The following is an 18,115-nucleotide window of genomic DNA, read 5'->3' as shown; positions in this document are numbered from 1 at the left end:
CCATGCTGATTATCCCCGCTATCGATCTCAAGGACGGCGCCTGCGTGCGTCTGCGCCAGGGCCTGATGGACGATGCCACGGTGTTTTCCGACGACCCGGTGGCCATGGCCGCCAAGTGGGTCGAGGCCGGTTGCCGTCGTCTGCATCTGGTCGACCTCAACGGCGCCTTCGAAGGCCAGCCGGTCAACGGCGAGGTGGTCACCGCCATCGCCAGGCGTTACCCGGATCTGCCGATCCAGATCGGTGGCGGTATCCGTACCCTGGAAACCATCGAGCACTACGTGCGCGCCGGCGTCAGCTACGTGATCATCGGTACCAAGGCGGTCAAAGAGCCGGAGTTCGTCACCGAGGCCTGTCGCGCATTTCCGGGCAAGGTCATCGTTGGCCTTGATGCGAAGGACGGCTTTGTCGCCACTGATGGCTGGGCGGAAGTCTCCAGCGTGCAGGCCGTCGATCTGGCCCGCCGCTTCGAGGCCGATGGCGTCTCGGCGATCGTCTACACCGACATCGCCAAGGACGGCATGATGCAGGGCTGCAACGTCGAGGCGACCGTGGCGCTGGCCAACGCCAGCCGCATCCCGGTGATCGCTTCCGGCGGCATCCACAACATCGGCGACATCCAGAAGCTGCTCGACACCAACACCCCGGGCATCATCGGCGCCATCACCGGCCGGGCGATCTACGAAGGCACGCTCGACGTCGCTGAGGCGCAGGCGCTCTGCGACCTGAAGTACAAGGACGAGTGATTCGCTGATCCGCGGTGGATCGGTGAAGCGTGATCCACCCTACACACTGAAGTACAAGGATGAATAAGCCGTAGGGTGGACAACGCTTCGCTTGTCCACCGTGCATTCGGTGACCCGGTGGACAACGCTGCGCGGTTGTCCACCCTACGAGAGAGATCGACCATGGCCCTGGCCAAACGCATCATTCCCTGCCTCGACGTGGACAACGGCCGCGTGGTCAAGGGCGTCCAGTTCGAGAACATCCGTGACGCCGGTGACCCGGTGGAAATCGCCCGCCGCTACGACGAGCAGGGCGCCGACGAGATCACCTTCCTCGACATCACCGCCAGCGTCGACAACCGCGACACTACCCTGCACACCGTCGAGCGCATGGCCAGCCAGGTGTTCATCCCGCTGACCGTGGGCGGCGGCGTGCGCAGCGTGCAGGACATCCGCAACCTGCTCAATGCCGGTGCCGACAAGGTCTCGATCAACACCGCCGCGGTGTTCAACCCGGAGTTCGTCGGCGAGGCCGCGGACCGCTTCGGCTCGCAGTGCATCGTCGTCGCCATCGACGCGAAGAAGGTCTCCGCACCGGGCGAGCCGGGTCGCTGGGAAATCTTCACCCATGGCGGGCGCAAGCCCACCGGCCTGGATGCGGTGGCCTGGGCGAAGAAGATGGAAGACCTCGGCGCTGGCGAGATCCTGCTGACCAGCATGGACCAGGACGGCGTGAAGAGTGGCTACGACCTGGGCGTCACCCGTGCCATCAGCGAAGCGCTGTGCATCCCGGTGATCGCTTCCGGTGGCGTGGGCAACCTGCAGCATCTGGCCGATGGCATTCTCGAAGGCAAGGCCGATGCGGTGCTCGCCGCCAGCATCTTTCATTTCGGTGAATACACCGTGCCGGAAGCCAAGGCCTACCTGGCCGCACGTGGCATCGTGATGCGCTGAACGCGGCGCAGCCTACAGGTGCGCTTCATTGGCGGCGCTCAGCGATAGATGCCGCCGCGACCGTGGGCGGCCATGGCCCGGTTGCTGCGGGCGGCGATCATCTGCTCGATGTCGACCCACTCGATGCCCAGTGCTGCCAGCCGTGGCAGTTCACGCTCCAGCACGGCCAGGGTGCTTGCATGGGGATGGCCGATCAGGACCACCGAACCCTGCTGACGGGCCAGCGCGATGGCGGCGCGCCAGCGCTCGGCCACGGCCTCGGGCGAGGGGTCATCATCCAGGAAGATATCCCGCGACAGGCTGGCCAGCGCCGCACGCTGGGCGCTGGCGGCGGCCACGGTACGCGCGCTGGTGCGGCTGTCGAGGAAAAACAGGTGGCGCCGTTGCAGCTCGTCCATCAGCCAGGCCATGGCCTGCGGCTGGTCGGTCATGGCGCTGCCCATGTGATTGTTCAGCCCGCTGGCATGCGGCACGGCCGCCAGGGCGGCGTCCAGTCGCCGCGCCAGCTCGTCAGGAGGAAGCGCCGGGTGCCAGGCGAAGCGTCCCTGCGCGGGTGCCATCGGCATGTGCAGCATGACCGTCTTGCCGGTGCGGTGGGCCTGTTCGGCCAGATCGGCGGCGTGGCGGGTGTCGGGCAGGATCGCCAGTGCCACCGGGCCCGGCAGTTGCAGCACGCGGCGGTCGCGCGCCGGGTTCTGCCCGAGGTCGTCAATGACCAGCGTCAGGCGTGGCCGTGGCGCCTGCTCCGCGGTGGCTTCGCGCGCGGGCGTTGCCTGGCTGCTCAGCATCATGAACAACGCCAGGCCTGCAGCCCAGCCTGGGATGCTCATTGGCCGCGGGTTAGGTTCAGTCCCTTGAGCAGATTCAGTGCCTGGCCGAGCTGGTAGTCATCGTCCTGCGGGCGCGGCGAGTCGCTGGCGATCTGGGTGCTGGTAGGGCGGTCCGGCCCGCCATTGCCGTTGCCCAGGTGACCCGCCAGATCCGCTTCGCGGAGCCCTTCGGCAGCCTGTTCGCGGGTCAGTTTGGCGCGCTCGACCTTGATGTCGGGTTCGATGCCCTGGGCCTGGATCGAGCGGCCGTTGGGGGTGTAGTAGAGCGCGGTGGTGAGCTTCAGGGCCCGATCATTGTTCAGCGGCAGCACGGTCTGTACCGAGCCCTTGCCGAAACTGTCGGTACCCATCAGCACGCCGCGTTTATGATCCTGCAGGGCGCCGGCAACGATTTCGGAGGCCGAGGCGCTACCGCCGTTGATCAGCACCACCAGCGGCACGCCTTCGCTGGCGTCAGTCGGGTCGGCGTTGAAGCGCAGTTCGGAATTGGCGATGCGGCCCTTGGTGTAGACGATCAGCCCGTCAGTGAGGAAGTGATCGGAAATCTCCACGGCCGCCTGCAGGACGCCGCCCGGGTTGTTGCGCAGGTCCAGCACGAGGCCATTCAGCTTCTTGCCTCCGTTGTCCTTCTTCAGCCTGGCAAGGGCCTTGCCCACTTCCTCGCCGGAATTGACCTGGAACTGGGTGACGCGCAGGTAGCCATAGCCGGGCTCGAGCATCTGGCTCTTGACGCTGCGCACCTTGATCACCGCGCGGGTCAGCTTGACCTCGAATGGCTGGCCACCTTCACGCACCAGGGTCAGGCTGATGCTGCTACCCGGTTTGCCGCGCATCTTGGCCACGGCGTCCATCATCGACATGCCTTTGGTCGGCTGGCCGTCGATCTTGACGATCAGGTCGCCGGCCTCGATGCCGGCCTTCGAGGCCGGGGTGTCGTCGATCGGCGAGACGACCTTGATGAAACCGTCCTCCATGCCGACCTCGATACCGAGACCACCGAACTCGCCGCTGGTGCTCTCCTGCAGCTCGGCGAATGCCTCGGGCTCCAGATAGGCGGAATGCGGGTCGAGGTTGCTGAGCATGCCCTTGATGGCGTTTTCCAGCAGGGTCTTGTCGTCCACCGGCTCGACATAGGCGGCCTTGATGCGATCCAGCACTTCGGCAAAGGTACGCAGCTCCTCCAGCGGCAGCGGGGCCTTGGCGCTCGGTGCCGTTGCGTCTGTCGTCGGCTGCTGGGCCCAGGCGCCACCCTGCATTCCCAGCAGGATGGCCAGGGCGAGCGTGGATGGACGGGCGAAACGGCGCAGGTGCAACATGTCGAACTCCAGTAATGAGAGGGCGCGCTTGGCGATGCGGGCGGCTCGGCATGACCGAACGCCGCTGCTCGCTAGCCTTGCGCGCGGCACCATTGGGCAGGATCGCTTGGGCGGCCCTGCTGGCGAATGGCGAAATACAGTGCGGCGGTTTCCTGGCCACCGCTGGTGCCAACCGTGGCAATCGGATCGCCGGCCTTGACGACGTCGCCGGGGTCACGCAGCAGGCTCTGGTTGTGTCCATACAGGCTCAGGTAGCCGTTGCCGTGGTCGAGAATCACCAGCAACCCGGCACCGCGCAACCAGTCGGCGAACACCACCCGGCCGCCATGCACGGCACGCACCTGCGTACCGGCGCTGGCGCCGATCAGCACGCCGTCCCACTTGGTTCGAGCATCACCGCCGCGCGGAGTGCCGTAGCGGGCGACGAGACGTCCATTCACCGGCCAGGGCAGCTTGCCCTTGGCCTGGGCGAACGGTCCGCCGAAATTGCCGCCAGCGCTGGAAACCATCGGGCCACTCGGTGCTGTAGATTCTTTGATCTGCTGCTGTTGCTCGCGCTCGGCAAGCAGGGCGCGCTGACGAGCCGCTTCGGCTTCACGGGCCTGGCGCGCCAGCGTTTCTTCGATGGTCTTGAGCACGCGCTCTAACTGCGCCTGCTCCTGCCGGCGGGCCTGCAGCTTCTGTTCGCGGCTGGAGAGGTCTGTGTCGAGCCTGGCGAGGGTCTGCTGGCGCTCCTTGCGAATCTCGGCGAGCTGATTGCGGCGCTCGAGCAGGCCGTCCTTCCTTTCCGCCAGCAGGTTCTGCTGGGTTTCGATGTCCGCTTCGACGCTGGCCAGTTGCAGCAGCGTTTCATTGAAGCTGTCGAGCTGCTCGAGGCGAGCCTTGTTCAGGTAGTCGTAGTAGGTAATGGTGCGACTGAATTTTTCGGGGTTCTGCTGGTTGAGCAACAGCTTGAGGTATTCCTGCCGGCCGTTCTGGTAGGCGGCGCGGGCCTGCAGGCCGATCAGCCGCTGCTGTTCCAGGCGGGCACCTTCGAGAGTGGTCTTTTCTTCGTTCAGGCGTTCCAGTTCCGCTTCGCTGCGGTCGATCTCCTGCTGCAGGGTGTCGACCTGCTTCTCCAGCTGCCCCATCTCGCTTTCGGTGGTCTGCAACTGCTTCTGGACGCCAGATTTCTCCTGCTCGATCTGCTTGAGCAGCTTTTGCAGTTCGGCGATGTCCTGGCGAGCGGCTTCGATCTGCTGCCGCGCCGCGGCACGTTCGTCCGCCACGGCTGGGCCGAGCAGGCAGAGAAAGGCGAGGGCAAGGAAGGTACGAGGCATGGAAGGCTGTCAACCGAACGTTATGACCGGCGTAGTATGCCTAAAAAGCAAGCTGGAAGCTTGAAGCCTGTAGCGGGAAACGGCGGCTGGCACCATCCGCTTCCCGGCTGGCGCGATCAGTTCAGTTCGATGAGCGAGCGACCGGTCATTTCCTGTGGCACCGGCATGCCGAGCAGGGTCAGCATGGTCGGCGCGACATCGGCCAGTACGCCACCCTGGCGGATCGAGACGTTGCGCTTGCCGATATAGATGAAGGGCACCGGCTCGCAGGTGTGTGCGGTATGTGCCTGGCCGGTCATGGCGTCTTCCATCTGCTCGACATTGCCGTGGTCGGCGGTGAGCAGCGCTTCGCCACCGACCTTGTCCAGTGCCTCGACGATGCGCCCGACGCAGCTGTCCAGGCATTCCACCGCCTTGACCGCTGCTTCGAACACGCCGGTATGACCGACCATGTCACCGTTGGCGTAGTTGACGACGATGACGTCGTAGCGCTGGTTCTCGATGGCATCGACGATGCGATCGGTGACCTCGGGCGCGCTCATCTCCGGCTTGAGATCGTAGGTGGCGACCTGTGGCGACGGGATGAGGATACGTTCCTCGCCGGGGAACGGCTCTTCGCGGCCGCCGGAGAAGAAGAAGGTGACGTGGGCGTATTTCTCGGTCTCGGCGATGCGCAGCTGGGTCTTGCCGTTGTTGGCCAGGTACTCGCCGAGCACGTTGGTCAGCGCTTCCGGTGCGAACGCCGCCGATGCCGGGATGCTCGCTGCGTACTGGGTGAGCATGACGAACTCGGCCAGTTGCGGGACCCGTGCGCGTTCGAACTCCTTGAAGCCGGGCTCGACGAAGCAGCGGGTCAGCTCGCGCGCACGGTCGGCGCGGAAGTTCATGAACACCACGGCGTCGCCATCCTCGACGCGCACCGGCTCGCCGATGGAAGTCGCTTTGACGAACTCGTCGCTCTCGCCGCGTTCGTAGGCGGCGATCAGGCCGTCCACGGCATAATCGGAGCGGTATTCGGCCTTGCCCTCGACGATCAGCTCGTAGGCCTGTTGCACGCGATCCCAGCGGTTGTCGCGGTCCATCGCGAAGTAGCGGCCGATCAGGCTGGCGATGCGACCCTTGCCCAGGCGGGTGAAGGTGGCCTGGAGCAGTTCGATGGAATGCTGTGCGCTCTTGGGCGGCGTATCACGGCCGTCGAGGAAGGCATGCAGGTAGATCTTCTCGGCGCCGCGCTGGGCAGCCAGTTCGGCCATGGCGACCAGATGATCCTGGTGGCTGTGCACGCCACCGTCGGAAAGCAGGCCGAGGATGTGCACCGCCTTGCCGTCCGCGACAGCCTTGTCGACCGCGGTGCAGATAGTCGGGTTGGCGAAGAACTCGCCATCGCGAATCGCCTTGGTCACCCGGGTGAAGTCCTGATACACCACACGCCCGGCACCCAGGTTCATGTGGCCGACCTCGGAGTTGCCCATCTGCCCGTCCGGCAGGCCCACATCCATGCCGCTGCCGGAAATCAGACCGTGCGGCTGGCTGGCCAGCAGGCGGTCATAGACCGGCTTGCGGGCAGCATGGATGGCATTGAACTCGGGGCTATCGCTGTGCCCGAAACCATCGAGAATGATCAGAACCAGGGGTTTGGGCACGGCAGTAGGTGCGACGGGCATGCTTTCGGGCTCCTTGCACAGGGCGGAAAAGGTCGGCCAGTCTACTGGCTGGCCGGGGCGGGGTCACGAATCATCAGGGTTCAGCCGGTAGGAGGGGCTGTGTATACTGGCCCGCATTTTATCGTCCGGGTACCCGTTGATGCTCGCTAACCTGATTGAATTTGTCTCTAACCACTATGTACTCAGCAGCCTGTTCGTGGCGCTGTTGATCCTTCTGTTCATCACCGAGACGCGCAAGGGTGGCAAGAGCCTGAGCAACCGCGAACTGACGGCACTGGTCAACAGTGGCGAGGGTGTGGTGTTGGACGTGCGCGGCAAGAAGGAGTTCGACGCCGGTCATATCGTCGATGCATTGAACATTCCCTACGAGAAGCTGGTCAGCCGCACAGGCGAGCTGGAAAAGCACAAGGCCAAGACCATCATCGTGGTCGATGCCATGGGGCAGCACGCCGGAACGGCCTGCCGTGAGCTGCAGAAGGCAGGCTTCACCGCCGCCAAGCTGTCGGGAGGGATTTCCAGCTGGCGCGGCGACAATCTGCCAGTGGTCAAGTAATCATGCCCAACGTCGTCATCTATACCACCGCCTGGTGCCCGTTCTGCATCCGTGCCAAGGCGCTGCTCGATCGCAAGGGCGTCGCCTACGAGGAAATTCCCGTGGATGGCAAGCCATCGCTGCGTGCCGAGATGGCCAGCAAGGCCGGGCGCACTTCGGTACCGCAGATATGGATCGGCGAACAGCACGTCGGCGGCTGTGACGAACTGCATGCCCTGGAGCGTGCAGGGCGCCTCGATTCGCTGCTGCAGGCCTGAGCGCGGATAGCTCGGGCTGCGAACAATTCAAACGACACGCACAACTCGATAGAAGGTTGCAGAAATGACCGAACAAGCTAACAACGGCGGCGCAGCGTCGCAGAACGAACAGGGCGCGCAGTTCTCCCTGCAGCGCATCTACGTCCGCGACCTGTCCTTCGAGGCGCCGAAGAGCCCGGAAATTTTCCGTCAGGAATGGAATCCGAGTGTCGCGCTGGACCTGAACACCCGCCAGAAGGCGCTGGAAGGTGACTTCCACGAAGTAGTCCTGACCCTTTCGGTCACCGTTAAAACCGGCGAGGAAGTCGCCTTCATCGCCGAAGTGCAGCAGGCCGGGATATTCCTGATCAAGGGTCTTGAAGCCGCCGCCATGAGCCATACGCTCGGCGCGTTCTGCCCGAACATTCTCTTCCCGTACGCCCGCGAGGCGCTGGACAGCCTGGTGACCCGCGGTTCCTTCCCGGCGTTGATGCTGGCTCCGGTGAACTTCGACGCCCTCTACGCCCAGGAAATGACGCGCATGCAGGGTGCAGGCGAAGCGCCCGGCAGCGTCCAGCACTGAAAGGCGGCGGCTGGTTGCAAGCAGTGAGCTGCAGGTAAAGCGCGAGAAGCGTGACGGCTGGATAGCAGCCGCCACCCTGATTCGCTGCAGGTCGGGTCACGCTTCATCGATCCGGCGAGCTGAGTCAGGGTGGATGTAAAAAGCGACATCCACCCTACGCTGGCTTGCAGCTTGCGCTAGCGAACCTGCACCACCAGCTTGCCGACCGCCTTGCGCTGGCCCAGCGTGGCGATGGCCTTGCCGGTGTCTTGCAGGGCATAACGTTGCGACACCAGTGGCTTGAGCTTGCCCTCGGCATGCCAGGCGAACAGCTGACGGAAGTTGGCCGCGTTGTCCTGCGGCTGACGCTGGGCGAAGGCACCCCAGAACACGCCGATCAGTGCCGCGCCCTTGAGCAGCGGCAGATTCGCCGGCAACGCTGGAATCTCCCCGCCGGCAGCGAAGCCCACTACCAGCATGCGGCCGTTCCAGGCGATGCTGCGGAATGCCTCTTCGAACAGCTTGCCGCCCACCGGGTCGTAGATCACATCCACGCCCTGGCCGCCGGTGAGTTCCTTCAGGCGGTCCCTCAGGCTGCCTTCGCTGTAGTTGATCAGTTCGTCGGCACCGGCCTGCCTGGCCACTTCCAGCTTCTCGGCGCTGGAGGCGGCAGCGATCACCCGTGCGCCCATGGCCTTGCCGATCTCCACTGCCGCCAGGCCGACGCCGCCGGATGCGCCGAGCACCAGCAGGGTTTCCCCCGGTTGCAGATCGGCGCGCTGCTTGAGCGCGTGCATGGAGGTGCCGTAGGTCATGCTGAAGGCTGCGGCGGTATCGAAGTCCATGCTTGGCGGGATCGGCAGGGCATTGCTGCCGGCGACGGCGACCTGCTCGGCGAAGCTGCCCCAGCCGGTCAGCGCCATGACCCGATCGCCGACCTTGAGGTGGGCAACCTTCTCGCCGACCGCAGCGACCACGCCGGCTGCCTCGCCGCCGGGCGAGAACGGGAACGGCGGCTTGAACTGATACTTGCCCTCGATCATCAGCGTATCGGGAAAATTCACCCCGGCGGCATGCACGTCGAGCAGAATCTCGCTCGGCTTGATCTGGGGGGAAGGGACGTCTTCGACAATCAGGTTTTCGGGAGGACCGAAGCTTTTGCACAGGACGGCTTTCATCGCTTTTCCTTGTTCGACTGGTCGGACGCTTGCCGCCCGACATGGAGGACTCGACTGCTCAGGACTTGCCAGTCTAGGAGCGCTGCGTGGCGAGGCAATGAGCATCGTCCACTGTAATGGCGGCGTATAAGTGGCAGGCGGTTGCGCAATGGGCTTGGGTGGGTCGCGGCGACTGGTTATGCTGGCGCAGGATTTTCCTTGGAGCAGTACCGCGTGAGATACCTCATTTCGATGTTTTTCTGCCTCGCCCTTGCCGGGCCCGTGCTGGCCGAGGAGGCGGCCGAGGATGCCGCTGCCATCCAGACGCTCTACTACGCACTGGTGCCGTCCATGGTCGGCAACTACGGATCCGGCGAGCGGCTCAAGTACTACAAGGCCGATGTCGCCCTGCGCATCTCCAGCAAGGAGGTGGAAGATCGGGTCAAGCACCATGAACCGCTGATCCGTAACCAATTGGTGATGTTGTTCTCTCAGCAGACCGAGGAGACCCTGAGTGGTCCCGAAGCCAAGGAGCAGCTGCGTCAGGAGGCGTTGCAGCAGGTGCGCGACGTACTCGAGCAGGAAGAGGGCAAGCCGCTGGTGGACGACCTGCTGTTCAACAACCTGATCATCCAGTAGCTCAGCGCATCGCGAGGATCGCCGCCCACTCGCTGTCGCTGACCGGCATCACCGACAGGCGGCTGCCTTTCTTCACCAGTGCGAGATCCTCAAGTGCTGGCTCCGCCTTCAGTCGGGCCAGCCTCAGTGAGCTTGCGAAGGCTTCCACGAACTCGACGTCGACTGCGCTCCAGGGGTTCGCTTCGGCAGTGGCTTTCGCATCACGATACGGACCGTTCGGGTCCAGTGCGCCAGGGTCGGCATATGCACTGCGAACGATCCGGCCGATGCCGGCGATACCCGGCTCGGCGCAGCTGGAGTGGTAAAAGAAGAACTGGTCGCCTTCCTGCATCTGGCGCAGGAAGTTTCGCGCCTGATAGTTGCGCACGCCGTCCCAGCGTGCGCGGCCAAGTTTCCGCAGGTCCTGGATGGAAAATTCATCCGGTTCGGACTTCATCAGCCAATGAGGCATGAATTTTGCTCCCGTGTTTGTCGGTTCGATCAGACCATGATGGCAAAATCTCCGACAATCGGCTGCAATACGGATTTGCGCAGTGCCGAAGCTTCACGGAAAATGCCGCGGCTGTAACGTGGCCTATCGAGTCTCTAGAACGATAAAGCACACTGACTCGACGCGAGCATTCGCCTGGTAGGGGGAGGCGAACAACATGAAACGTAAGCCCGATATTCTCTGGATCTTGGTCTTCATCTTCGGCCTGGGCGTAGTCACCACCGGCTACACGCAGAGTCTGTGGGAGCAGCACGACGCCGCCGCCATGGCTCCGGTCATCCAGGTGCAGCAGGCCCAGCAACGATGACCCAGCGCCGCAGGGACGCGGCCTTTCGATCATCTCAGCCGCCGTACCAGCCGCGGTCCGTCACCGTGCCCTGAAGGGGCACATCCCAGCTCTCCAGTGGCAGTCGGTCCACTCTCTGGCATTCGTGCGCCAGGCCCAATAGTGTCGGTTTGTGACTTTTTTTGCGCATGGCGCGATACGCCAGGCTGCGATCATAGAAGCCGCCGCCCATGCCCAGGCGTCCACCGTCCTCATCGAAACCCACCAGCGGCATGAGCAGCAGGTCCAGCGCCCAGACGCGACGTTGTCGCGTGGCTCGGATGAGCGGTTCGAAAATGCCGAAACGGTTGCGCCGCATTCGTTCGCCAGGCTCGACGCGCTGGAACACCATACGCGTGCGTGGCCAGGGATTGAGTACCGGAAGGTAGGTACCCTTGCCGCGACGTTGAGCGGCGCGCAACAGCGGGCGTGGGTCGATTTCGCCATCGTTCGGCAGGTAGAGGGCGATATGTCGCGCACGTCGAAACAGGGGGTGCTGGGCCAGCTGCCGGTAGAGGCGCAGAGCCGCGAGACGTTGCTGGGCGGGTGTCAATTGGCGCCGGGTCTGGCGCAGCTTGCGGCGCAGCGCCTGGCGCGAAAGGCCTTCGGCTACGATCATCGGAAGTGGCTCCCCAGCATGCCGCTGCCAGCGTAGGCCCTTGAACCCGAGAGTTCAAGGTGGCGACTACAGAGTACCTTAAGGCTTTCCGTCAGGCGGACATGCACACCGGCACCACGTGTAGCCTCCATGGTATTGCTTATCGGGAGAGGGTCATCGCCGACTGGCGAACATGCCAGGGAGTTGCGCGCAGTATACCTCAATACGTCAGGCGTGGTCCCCGTTTCATCGGGAACCGCGTCGCTGCGCCAGACGACCCCGGGCCGGACAGTGCTTCGCGGGTTCTGCAGTGCCGCAGTGCGGCATCCGACACGCAGCACCGCCGATCAGTTGCCGGACGGGTTTGGATCGGTGGCCAGCGCGCTGTCGACGCGCTCCAGCAGCATGCGCACGTGCTCACGAGCGCTGTTGGCCTCGGCGTCCAGGCGATCATGCTTGTGCAGCAGCTCATGGGTAATGTTCAACGCCGCCATCACCGCCACGCGATCCGCGCCGATGACTTTGCCGCTGCTGCGGATCTCTCGCATCTTGCGATCCAGGTAGCGGGCCGCGCCTTCCAGATTGCTGCGTTCCTCTGGCGGACAGGCAATGCAATATTCCTTGTCCATGATGTGCACGGTGACGGTATTGGTCTGGGTCATGAGTCCTGCTCCAGGGCTTTCAGGCGCGAAATCATTGCTTCGACCTTCAACCGGGCCATTTCGTTCTTTTCGATCAGATGAGCGCGCTCTTCACGCCAGGCACGCTCGCTGGCCAGCAGCAGATTGTTTTGCGCCTTGAGCTGTTCGATGCGCTGAATCAGCTGTTCCAGCTTGATGGTCAGCGCTTTCAGATCGGCGTCTTCCATGGGATTCCCGTTGAGGCACTGGTGACGACGGAGGCGATGCCGGGGGGCTTCGATGGTCTTGCCGCCGCCGCCGGTGCTAGGATACGAAGCCTTCATTCTAGTCATTGCGCCATCGTGCGCCTAGCCGCCAATGTCCATTCAGAATTCCCCTTATGCCGCTTTCGCCACACTTCTGGCAGGCAGCCCGCAAAGCGTTTCCCCTGCCGAGTTGCACGGCCTGTTGCTAGGCCGAAGTTGCGCCGGCGCCGGCTTCGATGTCGAGCCCTGGCTGACCGATGCCTCCGACCTGCTCGGAGAGGCCCCGCAGGACGGCATCCGTCAGGCCTTGATCGGCCTGCAGGAAATGGTCAAGGGCGAACTCGCCGGCGACGACATCGCCATTGTCCTGCTGCTGCCCAGCGACGAAGCTCCGTTGAGCGAACGCGCCGTGGCGCTGGGCCAGTGGTGCCAGGGCTTTCTTGCCGGCTTCGGCCTGACCGCCGGTGACCGCGCGTTGAGCAGCGAAGCCATGGAGGTGCTGCAGGACCTGTCCGCGATCGCGCAGATCCAGGACTCGCTGGAGGAGTCCGAGGATGGCGAGACCGATTACATGGAAGTGATGGAATATCTGCGCGTGGCGCCGCTGCTACTGTTCACTGAGTGCGCCAAACCGGTACCAGCCGCACCGAAACCTTCCCTGCACTGAGGAAACCGTTCTGCCCATGACCCGCATCCCGAAATCGGAATACGCCCGTCGGCGCAAGGCGCTGATGGAGCAGATGGAACCCAACAGCATCGCCATTCTGCCGGCCGCGCCGATGTATATCCGCAACCGCGATGTCGAGCATGTCTACCGTCAGGACAGCGATTTCCAGTACCTCTCCGGCTTTCCCGAGCCGGAGGCGGTGATCGCCCTGATACCCGGTCGCGAGCATGGCGAGTACGTGCTGTTCTGCCGCGAGCGTGATCCGGAGCGTGAGCTGTGGGACGGCCTGCGCGCCGGGCAGGACGGTGCGGTCAACGACTACGGTGCCGACGATGCCTTCCCTATCGGCGACATCGACGACATTCTTCCCGGCCTGATCGAGGGTCGGGACCGGGTGTACTACGCCATCGGCACCAACGAGGCCTTCGATCATCGGCTGATGGAATGGATCAAGACGATTCGCGCCAAGGCGCGCCAGGGCGCGCAGCCACCCAGCGAGTTCGTCGCGCTCGATCACCTGCTGCATGACATGCGCCTGTACAAGTCGAGCAACGAGGTGAAGGTGATGAAGCACGCAGCGGAGATTTCCGCGCGGGCACATATTTGTGCCATGCAGGCCAGCCGCGCCGGCCTGTTCGAGTACCACCTGGAAGCCGAACTGGACTATGAGTTCCGCAAGGGCGGGGCGAAGATGCCGGCCTACGGCTCGATCGTCGCCGCGGGACGCAACGCCTGCATCCTGCATTACCGGGAAAACGACGCGCCGCTCAGGGATGGTGACCTGGTGCTGATCGATGCAGGCTGCGAGATCGACTGCTACGCCAGCGACATTACCCGCACCTTCCCCGTCAGCGGCCGCTTCTCGCCGGAGCAGAAGGCCATCTACGAACTGGTGCTGGCCGCCAATGAAGAGGCCTTCAAGCACATCGCCCCGGGCAGGCACTGGAACGAGGCGCACGAAGCCACCGTTCGGGTGATCACCGCCGGCCTGGTCGAGTTGGGCCTGCTGCAGGGCGAGGTCGACGAGCTGATCGCCTGCGAGGCCTATAAGCCCTTCTACATGCACCGCGCCGGCCACTGGCTGGGCATGGACGTGCACGATGTCGGCGATTACAAGGTCGGCGGCGAGTGGCGCGTGCTCGAGCCGGGGATGGCGATGACGGTCGAGCCGGGCATCTATATCGCCGCGGACAACCAGGACGTGGCCAGGAAATGGCGCGGCATCGGCGTGCGCATCGAGGACGACGTGGTGGTTACCCGGAGCGGCTGCGAGATCCTCACCGGTGGTGTGCCGAAAAGCGTCGCCGAGATCGAGGCGCTGATGGCCGCTGCGCGCGAACAGGCCGCCTGACATGCAGAGCCTGGCGATCATCGGCGGCGGGCTGGTCGGCGCGAGCCTGGCGCTGGCATTGCAGCAGGGCGCGCGCGAGCGCGGCTGGCAGATCCACCTGATCGAGCCGTTCGAGCCGGGCCACGAGTACCAGCCAAGCTATGACGCGCGCTCCACGGCGCTGTCCTACGGCACCCGGCTGATCTACCAGCGCCTGGGCCTGTGGCAGCGGATCGCCGAGCGTGCCGAGCCGATCCGGCGCATTCATGTGTCCGAACGCGGCCGCTTCGGCGCGGCTCGGTTGCACGCCCGCGACGAGGGTGTCGAAGCGCTGGGCTATGTCGTGGAGAACGCCTGGATCGGCCATTGCCTGTGGCAGGCACTGGATGACCAGGTCGTGATCCGCCATTGTCCCGCCGAAGTCGAGCGGCTGGAGCCCTGTGCCGCGGGCTATCGGCTGGGCTTCTCCGACGGCCGGTCGCTGCACTGCGACCTGGCCGTCCTCGCCGATGGCGGCCGCTCCGGCTTGCGCGAGCAGCTCGGCATCGAGGTTTCGCGCCGGCCCTATGGCCAGACCGCACTGATCGCCAACATCACGCCGGGCAAGCCGCACGGCGGCCTGGCCTTCGAGCGCTTCACCGCAGACGGCCCGATGGCCTTGCTGCCGCTGCAGGATAACCGCTGTGCGCTGGTGTGGACGCGCTCGCAGGCCGATGCCGCACGGCTGGCGCAGGCGCATGAAGCGGTCTTTCTCGCCGAACTGCAGGAGGCCTTCGGCTATCGCCTGGGCGGCCTGCAGCAAGTCGGCGCCCGCCATCTGTATCCCTTGACGCTGATCGAGGCCGACGAGCAGGTGCGCTCCGGGCTTGTTGTGCTGGGCAACGCGGCGCACAGCCTGCACCCGATCGCCGGCCAGGGCTACAACCTGTCGCTGCGCGACGTGGACGCGCTGAGTGTCGCCTTGCTGCGCAGCGAAGCGGCGCTGGGCGACCTGGCCGTGTTGCAGGATTACGCCCGACGGCAGCGCCTGGACCAGCAGCTGACTGTCGGCTTTTCCGATCAGGTCACCCGGCTGTTCGGTGACTCCGCTCGGCTGGTCACCGCCGGACGCAATCTCGGGCTGCTCGGCCTCGATCTGATGCCAGCCGCCAAGCGCTGGTTTGCGCGTCAGGCCATGGGGCTGGGGACCCGCGCCGGCTGACCACGTCGCCGGCGATTCGTGGGAACCGGGCGCGGCGGCATCGCCAGGGCAAGGCGGGCGGCCCGGACTGCGCCGCCATGCCTGACCTGCCATCAGCCGTCGGCCGCCGATGGCGGTGGATGCCGGTCGCAACTGCAGGTCCGGTTGTGCGACAGCGGGACATGCGGATGCAAAAGGCCTTTCACATACGACTCGAGCCGCGTGCGCGGCAGCCAGGAGACAATTGATGCAAGCGGATCTGATCATCGTCGGTGCTGGAATGGTCGGCAGTACGCTGGCCCTCGCGCTCGAGGGATGCGGGCTGGACATCGTCGTGCTCGATGCCGGCCCGCTCGAGGTCGCCGGCTTCGAGCCGCGCGCGGGCTTCGAGCCGCGGGTCAGCGCATTGTCCGCTGCCAGCCAGCGCATCCTGCAGCGGGTCGGCGCCTGGCCGGGCATGGCCGAGCGGCGTGTCAGCCCCTACACGGATATGCATGTGTGGGATGGGTCGGGTACCGGGCAGATTCACTTCTCTGCCGACAGCGTGCATGCCGAGGTGCTCGGGCATATCGTCGAAAACCGTGTGGTGCAGGATGCCCTGCTGGAAGTGATGCAGCGCCGTGGCGGCCTGAGGCTGCTCGGCGATGCCCGCGTCGAGCAGCTGCTGCGCACTCCCGGCGGCTGGCAGCTGAAGCTGGCCGATGGGCGCGAACTGGATGCGCCATTGCTGGTGGCCGCCGATGGCGGCAACTCAGCCGTACGTCGCCTGGCTGGCTGCGAAACCCGCGAATGGGACTACCTGCACCAGGCCATCGTCACCAGTGTGCGTTGTGCCGAGCCGCACCAGCGCACGGCCTGGCAGCGTTTCACCGATGACGGCCCCTTGGCGTTTCTGCCGCTGGAGCGCGATGGCGATCGAAACTGGTGCTCGATCGTCTGGTCGGTGACCGAGACCGAAGCCAAGCGCCTCATGGCCCTGGATGACACGGCGTTTCGTGCGGCGCTGGGCCGTGCGTTCGAGCAGCGCCTTGGCGAAGTACTCGAAGCCGATCCGCGGCTGTGCATACCGCTGCGCCAGCGTCACGCCAAGCGCTACGTGCAGCCCGGACTGGCGCTGATCGGCGATGCCGCGCATACCATTCATCCGTTGGCGGGGCAGGGCGTGAATCTTGGTCTGCTGGATGCCGCCGTGCTGGCCGAGGTGATCAGGGCGGCGGTGGCTCGTGGCGAGCAGCTGGCCGATGTACAGGTGCTGAGTCGTTTCGAGCGCCGGCGCATGCCGTACAACCTGGCGATGATGGCTGCCATGGAGGGGTTCGAGCGGCTGTTCCAGGCCGATCCGCTGCCGCTGCGCTGGTTGCGCAACACCGGCTTGAAAGCGGTGCAGGCGCTGCCCGGGGCTAAAGCCATGTTCGTTCGCCAGGCGCTGGGGCTGGGCGGCGATCTGCCCGAACTGGCCCGGCCGCTGATGGCGGATTGATATTTGCAAAACGTTGCCTGCACGATATGTCGCATTGAGAAGGTAAATAACATTCACTACTATTTAGCCTCTGTTCCAACTTACCAAGAGGCTGTTCCATGCAGGCAAGCAAAGGTTTACTCGTCGCCCTGGCGCTTTCGGCGCTGTCGGGTGCTGTCCAGGCTGCCGACGAGGTAGTGGTCTACTCCTCGCGCATCGACGAGCTGATCAAGCCGGTATTCGACGCCTACACCCAGAAGACCGGCGTCGAGATCAAGTTCATCACCGACAAGGAAGCTCCGCTGATGGCCCGGATCAAGGCCGAAGGCGCGAACACCCCGGCGGACCTGCTGCTGACCGTCGATGGCGGCAACCTCTGGCAAGCCGAGGAGATGGGCATCCTGCAGCCGCTGAACTCGCAGGTGGTCAAGGACAACATCCCGGCCCAGTACCGTTCCTCCAACGACGCCTGGACCGGCCTGTCGCTGCGTGCACGGACCATCGTCTACTCGCCGGAGCGGGTCAAGGACGGCGAGCTGAGCACCTACGAGGCATTGGCCGACGAGCGCTGGGACGGCCGTCTGTGCCTGCGTACCAGCAAGAAGGTCTACAACCAGTCGCTGACCGCCACCATGATCGAGACCCACGGTGCCGAGAAGACCGAAGAGATCATCAAGGGCTGGGTCGGCAACCTCGCCACCGATGTCTTCGCCGACGATACCGCGCTGGTCCAGGCCGTCGATGCGGGGCAATGCGATGTCGGCATCGTCAATACCTACTACTTCGGTCGCCTGCACGCGCAGAACCCGCAGCTCAAGGCCAAGCTGTTCTGGCCGAACCAGGAAGACCGCGGCGTGCACGTCAACCTGTCGGGCATCGGCCTGATCAAGCACGCACCGAACCCGGATGCCGCGCGCAAGCTGGTGGAGTGGATGACCAGCGAAGAGGCGCAGAGCATCTTCGCCGACATCAACATGGAATACCCGGCCAACCCGAGCGTGAAGCCGTCTGCCGAAGTGGCGGCATGGGGCGAGTTCAAGGCCGACACCATTCCGGTGGAAGTGGCCGGCAAGCGCCAGGCCGAAGCCATCAAGCTGATGGACCGCGCCGGCTGGAACTGATCGGCAGGTGCGCAGGCGGCGATGACGTGCGGCCCCGGCCGCCACGCTCGCCGCTGCGGTTATACTCGACGCCCCGGCCCGCTCCGGGGCGTTTGTTTTCTGCT

Annotated in this window: 21 protein-coding genes and 1 other RNA gene; 12 read left to right on the top strand and 10 right to left on the bottom strand. The window is 64.8% G+C overall.

Translation table 11 applies throughout. The annotated features are described in order from the left end of the window. The first annotated feature begins 2 nt into the window (after positions 1 to 2). Together hisA and hisF are read left to right on the top strand one after the other, a co-directional pair. Complete coding sequence (hisA, locus tag B597_RS32075) at positions 3 to 746, top strand: 1-(5-phosphoribosyl)-5-[(5-phosphoribosylamino)methylideneamino]imidazole-4-carboxamide isomerase (protein WP_003296252.1); 744 nt, start codon at positions 3 to 5, stop codon at positions 744 to 746. A 162-nt stretch (positions 747 to 908) separates the two neighbouring features. Further along, complete coding sequence (gene hisF / locus B597_RS32070) at positions 909 to 1,679, top strand: imidazole glycerol phosphate synthase subunit HisF (protein WP_003296251.1); 771 nt, start codon at positions 909 to 911, stop codon at positions 1,677 to 1,679. Positions 1,680 to 1,717: 38 nt separating this feature from the next. Here hisF and B597_RS32065 read toward each other — a convergent pair whose 3' ends face one another. The 4 genes from B597_RS32065 to gpmI all read right to left on the bottom strand — a co-directional run bounded on the left by B597_RS32065 (position 1,718) and on the right by gpmI (position 6,808). Beyond that, entirely contained in the window at positions 1,718 to 2,509 is a 792-nt protein-coding gene (locus B597_RS32065) for a divergent polysaccharide deacetylase family protein (RefSeq protein ID WP_024161875.1), read from the bottom strand. Beyond that, entirely contained in the window at positions 2,506 to 3,825 is a 1,320-nt protein-coding gene (locus B597_RS32060; protein ID WP_003296249.1) for a S41 family peptidase, read from the bottom strand. Before B597_RS32060 ends, B597_RS32065 begins: the two co-directional genes overlap by 4 nt. A 71-nt stretch (positions 3,826 to 3,896) precedes the next feature. Continuing rightward, positions 3,897 to 5,144 carry a murein hydrolase activator EnvC family protein gene (locus B597_RS32055; RefSeq protein WP_003296247.1) on the bottom strand — a complete coding sequence of 416 codons (1,248 nt, stop codon included), beginning with the start codon at positions 5,142 to 5,144 and terminating at the stop codon, positions 3,897 to 3,899. 116 nt (positions 5,145 to 5,260) lie between these two features. Next, positions 5,261 to 6,808, bottom strand: coding sequence for a 2,3-bisphosphoglycerate-independent phosphoglycerate mutase (gene gpmI / locus B597_RS32050; protein WP_003296245.1), 1,548 nt, complete (start codon positions 6,806 to 6,808; stop codon positions 5,261 to 5,263). Between the two features lie 139 nt (positions 6,809 to 6,947). On the opposite strand from gpmI, the gene B597_RS32045 reads away from it, so the two are divergent. The 3 genes from B597_RS32045 (at position 6,948) to secB (ending at position 8,180) form a co-directional block, all read left to right on the top strand. Beyond that, the gene (locus tag B597_RS32045; RefSeq protein WP_003296243.1) at positions 6,948 to 7,361 is read left to right on the top strand and encodes a rhodanese-like domain-containing protein; all 414 of its coding nucleotides are present in this window, start codon (positions 6,948 to 6,950) and stop codon (positions 7,359 to 7,361) included. Positions 7,362 to 7,363: 2 nt separating this feature from the next. Continuing rightward, positions 7,364 to 7,618: a glutaredoxin 3 gene (gene grxC / locus B597_RS32040; protein WP_003296241.1), complete on the top strand. Its 255-nt coding sequence runs from the start codon at positions 7,364 to 7,366 to the stop codon at positions 7,616 to 7,618. Between the two features lie 64 nt (positions 7,619 to 7,682). Next, positions 7,683 to 8,180: a protein-export chaperone SecB gene (gene secB, locus B597_RS32035; RefSeq protein ID WP_003296238.1), complete on the top strand. Its 498-nt coding sequence runs from the start codon at positions 7,683 to 7,685 to the stop codon at positions 8,178 to 8,180. 176 nt (positions 8,181 to 8,356) lie between these two features. Here secB and B597_RS32030 read toward each other — a convergent pair whose 3' ends face one another. After that, positions 8,357 to 9,337 (bottom strand): NADPH:quinone oxidoreductase family protein, encoded by a 981-nt coding sequence (locus B597_RS32030; RefSeq protein WP_003296236.1) that lies wholly within the window; start codon positions 9,335 to 9,337, stop codon positions 8,357 to 8,359. A 231-nt stretch (positions 9,338 to 9,568) separates the two neighbouring features. Between B597_RS32030 and B597_RS32025 the strand changes: the two genes are divergently transcribed. After that, positions 9,569 to 9,955 (top strand): flagellar basal body-associated FliL family protein, encoded by a 387-nt coding sequence (locus tag B597_RS32025; protein ID WP_031323328.1) that lies wholly within the window; start codon positions 9,569 to 9,571, stop codon positions 9,953 to 9,955. 1 nt (position 9,956) lies between these two features. On the opposite strand, the gene B597_RS32020 is transcribed toward B597_RS32025, so the two are convergent. Next, on the bottom strand, positions 9,957 to 10,406 hold the full coding sequence (locus B597_RS32020) for an EVE domain-containing protein (protein ID WP_003296233.1): 450 nt from the start codon (positions 10,404 to 10,406) through the stop codon (positions 9,957 to 9,959). Positions 10,407 to 10,602: 196 nt separating this feature from the next. On the opposite strand from B597_RS32020, the gene B597_RS47305 reads away from it, so the two are divergent. Beyond that, on the top strand, positions 10,603 to 10,752 hold the full coding sequence (locus B597_RS47305) for a hypothetical protein (RefSeq protein WP_003296232.1): 150 nt from the start codon (positions 10,603 to 10,605) through the stop codon (positions 10,750 to 10,752). Positions 10,753 to 10,786: 34 nt separating this feature from the next. Here B597_RS47305 and B597_RS32015 read toward each other — a convergent pair whose 3' ends face one another. The 4 genes from B597_RS32015 to B597_RS32005 form a co-directional block, all read right to left on the bottom strand. Further along, positions 10,787 to 11,389 (bottom strand): 5-formyltetrahydrofolate cyclo-ligase, encoded by a 603-nt coding sequence (locus B597_RS32015; protein ID WP_024161873.1) that lies wholly within the window; start codon positions 11,387 to 11,389, stop codon positions 10,787 to 10,789. Positions 11,390 to 11,395: 6 nt separating this feature from the next. Next, positions 11,396 to 11,574, bottom strand: a non-coding RNA gene (ssrS, locus tag B597_RS46320) — 6S RNA. 141 nt (positions 11,575 to 11,715) lie between these two features. Further along, positions 11,716 to 12,030 (bottom strand): cell division protein ZapA, encoded by a 315-nt coding sequence (locus B597_RS32010; RefSeq protein ID WP_003296229.1) that lies wholly within the window; start codon positions 12,028 to 12,030, stop codon positions 11,716 to 11,718. Next, the gene (locus B597_RS32005; protein WP_003296227.1) at positions 12,027 to 12,236 is read right to left on the bottom strand and encodes a TIGR02449 family protein; all 210 of its coding nucleotides are present in this window, start codon (positions 12,234 to 12,236) and stop codon (positions 12,027 to 12,029) included. The genes B597_RS32010 and B597_RS32005 overlap by 4 nt, the downstream gene beginning before the upstream one ends. 130 nt (positions 12,237 to 12,366) lie before the next feature. Here B597_RS32005 and B597_RS32000 point away from each other — a divergent pair, with 130 nt between their 5' ends. The 5 genes from B597_RS32000 (at position 12,367) to B597_RS31980 (ending at position 18,011) form a co-directional block, all read left to right on the top strand. Continuing rightward, positions 12,367 to 12,921, top strand: coding sequence for a YecA/YgfB family protein (locus B597_RS32000; protein ID WP_003296226.1), 555 nt, complete (start codon positions 12,367 to 12,369; stop codon positions 12,919 to 12,921). 16 nt (positions 12,922 to 12,937) lie between these two features. Continuing rightward, complete coding sequence (gene pepP, locus B597_RS31995; protein WP_003296224.1) at positions 12,938 to 14,272, top strand: Xaa-Pro aminopeptidase; 1,335 nt, start codon at positions 12,938 to 12,940, stop codon at positions 14,270 to 14,272. 1 nt (position 14,273) lies between these two features. Continuing rightward, positions 14,274 to 15,452 (top strand): 2-octaprenyl-6-methoxyphenyl hydroxylase, encoded by a 1,179-nt coding sequence (gene ubiH, locus B597_RS31990; protein ID WP_003296223.1) that lies wholly within the window; start codon positions 14,274 to 14,276, stop codon positions 15,450 to 15,452. A 226-nt stretch (positions 15,453 to 15,678) separates the two neighbouring features. Beyond that, entirely contained in the window at positions 15,679 to 16,911 is a 1,233-nt protein-coding gene (locus tag B597_RS31985) for a 2-octaprenyl-3-methyl-6-methoxy-1,4-benzoquinol hydroxylase (RefSeq protein ID WP_003296221.1), read from the top strand. Between the two features lie 98 nt (positions 16,912 to 17,009). Beyond that, the gene (locus tag B597_RS31980; RefSeq protein ID WP_003296220.1) at positions 17,010 to 18,011 is read left to right on the top strand and encodes an extracellular solute-binding protein; all 1,002 of its coding nucleotides are present in this window, start codon (positions 17,010 to 17,012) and stop codon (positions 18,009 to 18,011) included. Positions 18,012 to 18,115: the final 104 nt, after the last annotated feature.

Source organism: Stutzerimonas stutzeri KOS6 (assembly GCF_000307775.2).
In the GTDB taxonomy this organism is placed as follows: Bacteria; Pseudomonadota; Gammaproteobacteria; order Pseudomonadales; family Pseudomonadaceae; genus Stutzerimonas; species Stutzerimonas stutzeri_B.
This window is presented reverse-complemented; position numbering and strand designations above follow the sequence as displayed.

Excerpts from the sequence above, each read along its gene's own strand:
- B597_RS32020 (WP_003296233.1), bottom strand. The coding sequence starts at position 10,406 with ATGCCTCATTGGCTGATGAAGTCCGAACCGGATGAATTTTCCATCCAG.
- B597_RS32000 (WP_003296226.1), top strand. The coding sequence starts at position 12,367 with ATGTCCATTCAGAATTCCCCTTATGCCGCTTTCGCCACACTTCTGGCA.
- B597_RS47305 (WP_003296232.1), top strand. The coding sequence starts at position 10,603 with ATGAAACGTAAGCCCGATATTCTCTGGATCTTGGTCTTCATCTTCGGC.
- secB (WP_003296238.1), top strand. The coding sequence starts at position 7,683 with ATGACCGAACAAGCTAACAACGGCGGCGCAGCGTCGCAGAACGAACAG.
- B597_RS32025 (WP_031323328.1), top strand. The coding sequence starts at position 9,569 with ATGTTTTTCTGCCTCGCCCTTGCCGGGCCCGTGCTGGCCGAGGAGGCG.
- hisA (WP_003296252.1), top strand. The coding sequence starts at position 3 with ATGCTGATTATCCCCGCTATCGATCTCAAGGACGGCGCCTGCGTGCGT.
- gpmI (WP_003296245.1), bottom strand. The coding sequence starts at position 6,808 with ATGCCCGTCGCACCTACTGCCGTGCCCAAACCCCTGGTTCTGATCATT.
- hisF (WP_003296251.1), top strand. The coding sequence starts at position 909 with ATGGCCCTGGCCAAACGCATCATTCCCTGCCTCGACGTGGACAACGGC.
- B597_RS32045 (WP_003296243.1), top strand. The coding sequence starts at position 6,948 with ATGCTCGCTAACCTGATTGAATTTGTCTCTAACCACTATGTACTCAGC.
- pepP (WP_003296224.1), top strand. The coding sequence starts at position 12,938 with ATGACCCGCATCCCGAAATCGGAATACGCCCGTCGGCGCAAGGCGCTG.
- B597_RS32010 (WP_003296229.1), bottom strand. The coding sequence starts at position 12,030 with ATGACCCAGACCAATACCGTCACCGTGCACATCATGGACAAGGAATAT.
- B597_RS32015 (WP_024161873.1), bottom strand. The coding sequence starts at position 11,389 with ATGATCGTAGCCGAAGGCCTTTCGCGCCAGGCGCTGCGCCGCAAGCTG.
- B597_RS32005 (WP_003296227.1), bottom strand. The coding sequence starts at position 12,236 with ATGGAAGACGCCGATCTGAAAGCGCTGACCATCAAGCTGGAACAGCTG.
- B597_RS31980 (WP_003296220.1), top strand. The coding sequence starts at position 17,010 with ATGCAGGCAAGCAAAGGTTTACTCGTCGCCCTGGCGCTTTCGGCGCTG.
- B597_RS32030 (WP_003296236.1), bottom strand. The coding sequence starts at position 9,337 with ATGAAAGCCGTCCTGTGCAAAAGCTTCGGTCCTCCCGAAAACCTGATT.
- B597_RS32065 (WP_024161875.1), bottom strand. The coding sequence starts at position 2,509 with ATGAGCATCCCAGGCTGGGCTGCAGGCCTGGCGTTGTTCATGATGCTG.
- B597_RS32055 (WP_003296247.1), bottom strand. The coding sequence starts at position 5,144 with ATGCCTCGTACCTTCCTTGCCCTCGCCTTTCTCTGCCTGCTCGGCCCA.
- B597_RS31985 (WP_003296221.1), top strand. The coding sequence starts at position 15,679 with ATGCAAGCGGATCTGATCATCGTCGGTGCTGGAATGGTCGGCAGTACG.
- B597_RS32060 (WP_003296249.1), bottom strand. The coding sequence starts at position 3,825 with ATGTTGCACCTGCGCCGTTTCGCCCGTCCATCCACGCTCGCCCTGGCC.
- grxC (WP_003296241.1), top strand. The coding sequence starts at position 7,364 with ATGCCCAACGTCGTCATCTATACCACCGCCTGGTGCCCGTTCTGCATC.
- ubiH (WP_003296223.1), top strand. The coding sequence starts at position 14,274 with ATGCAGAGCCTGGCGATCATCGGCGGCGGGCTGGTCGGCGCGAGCCTG.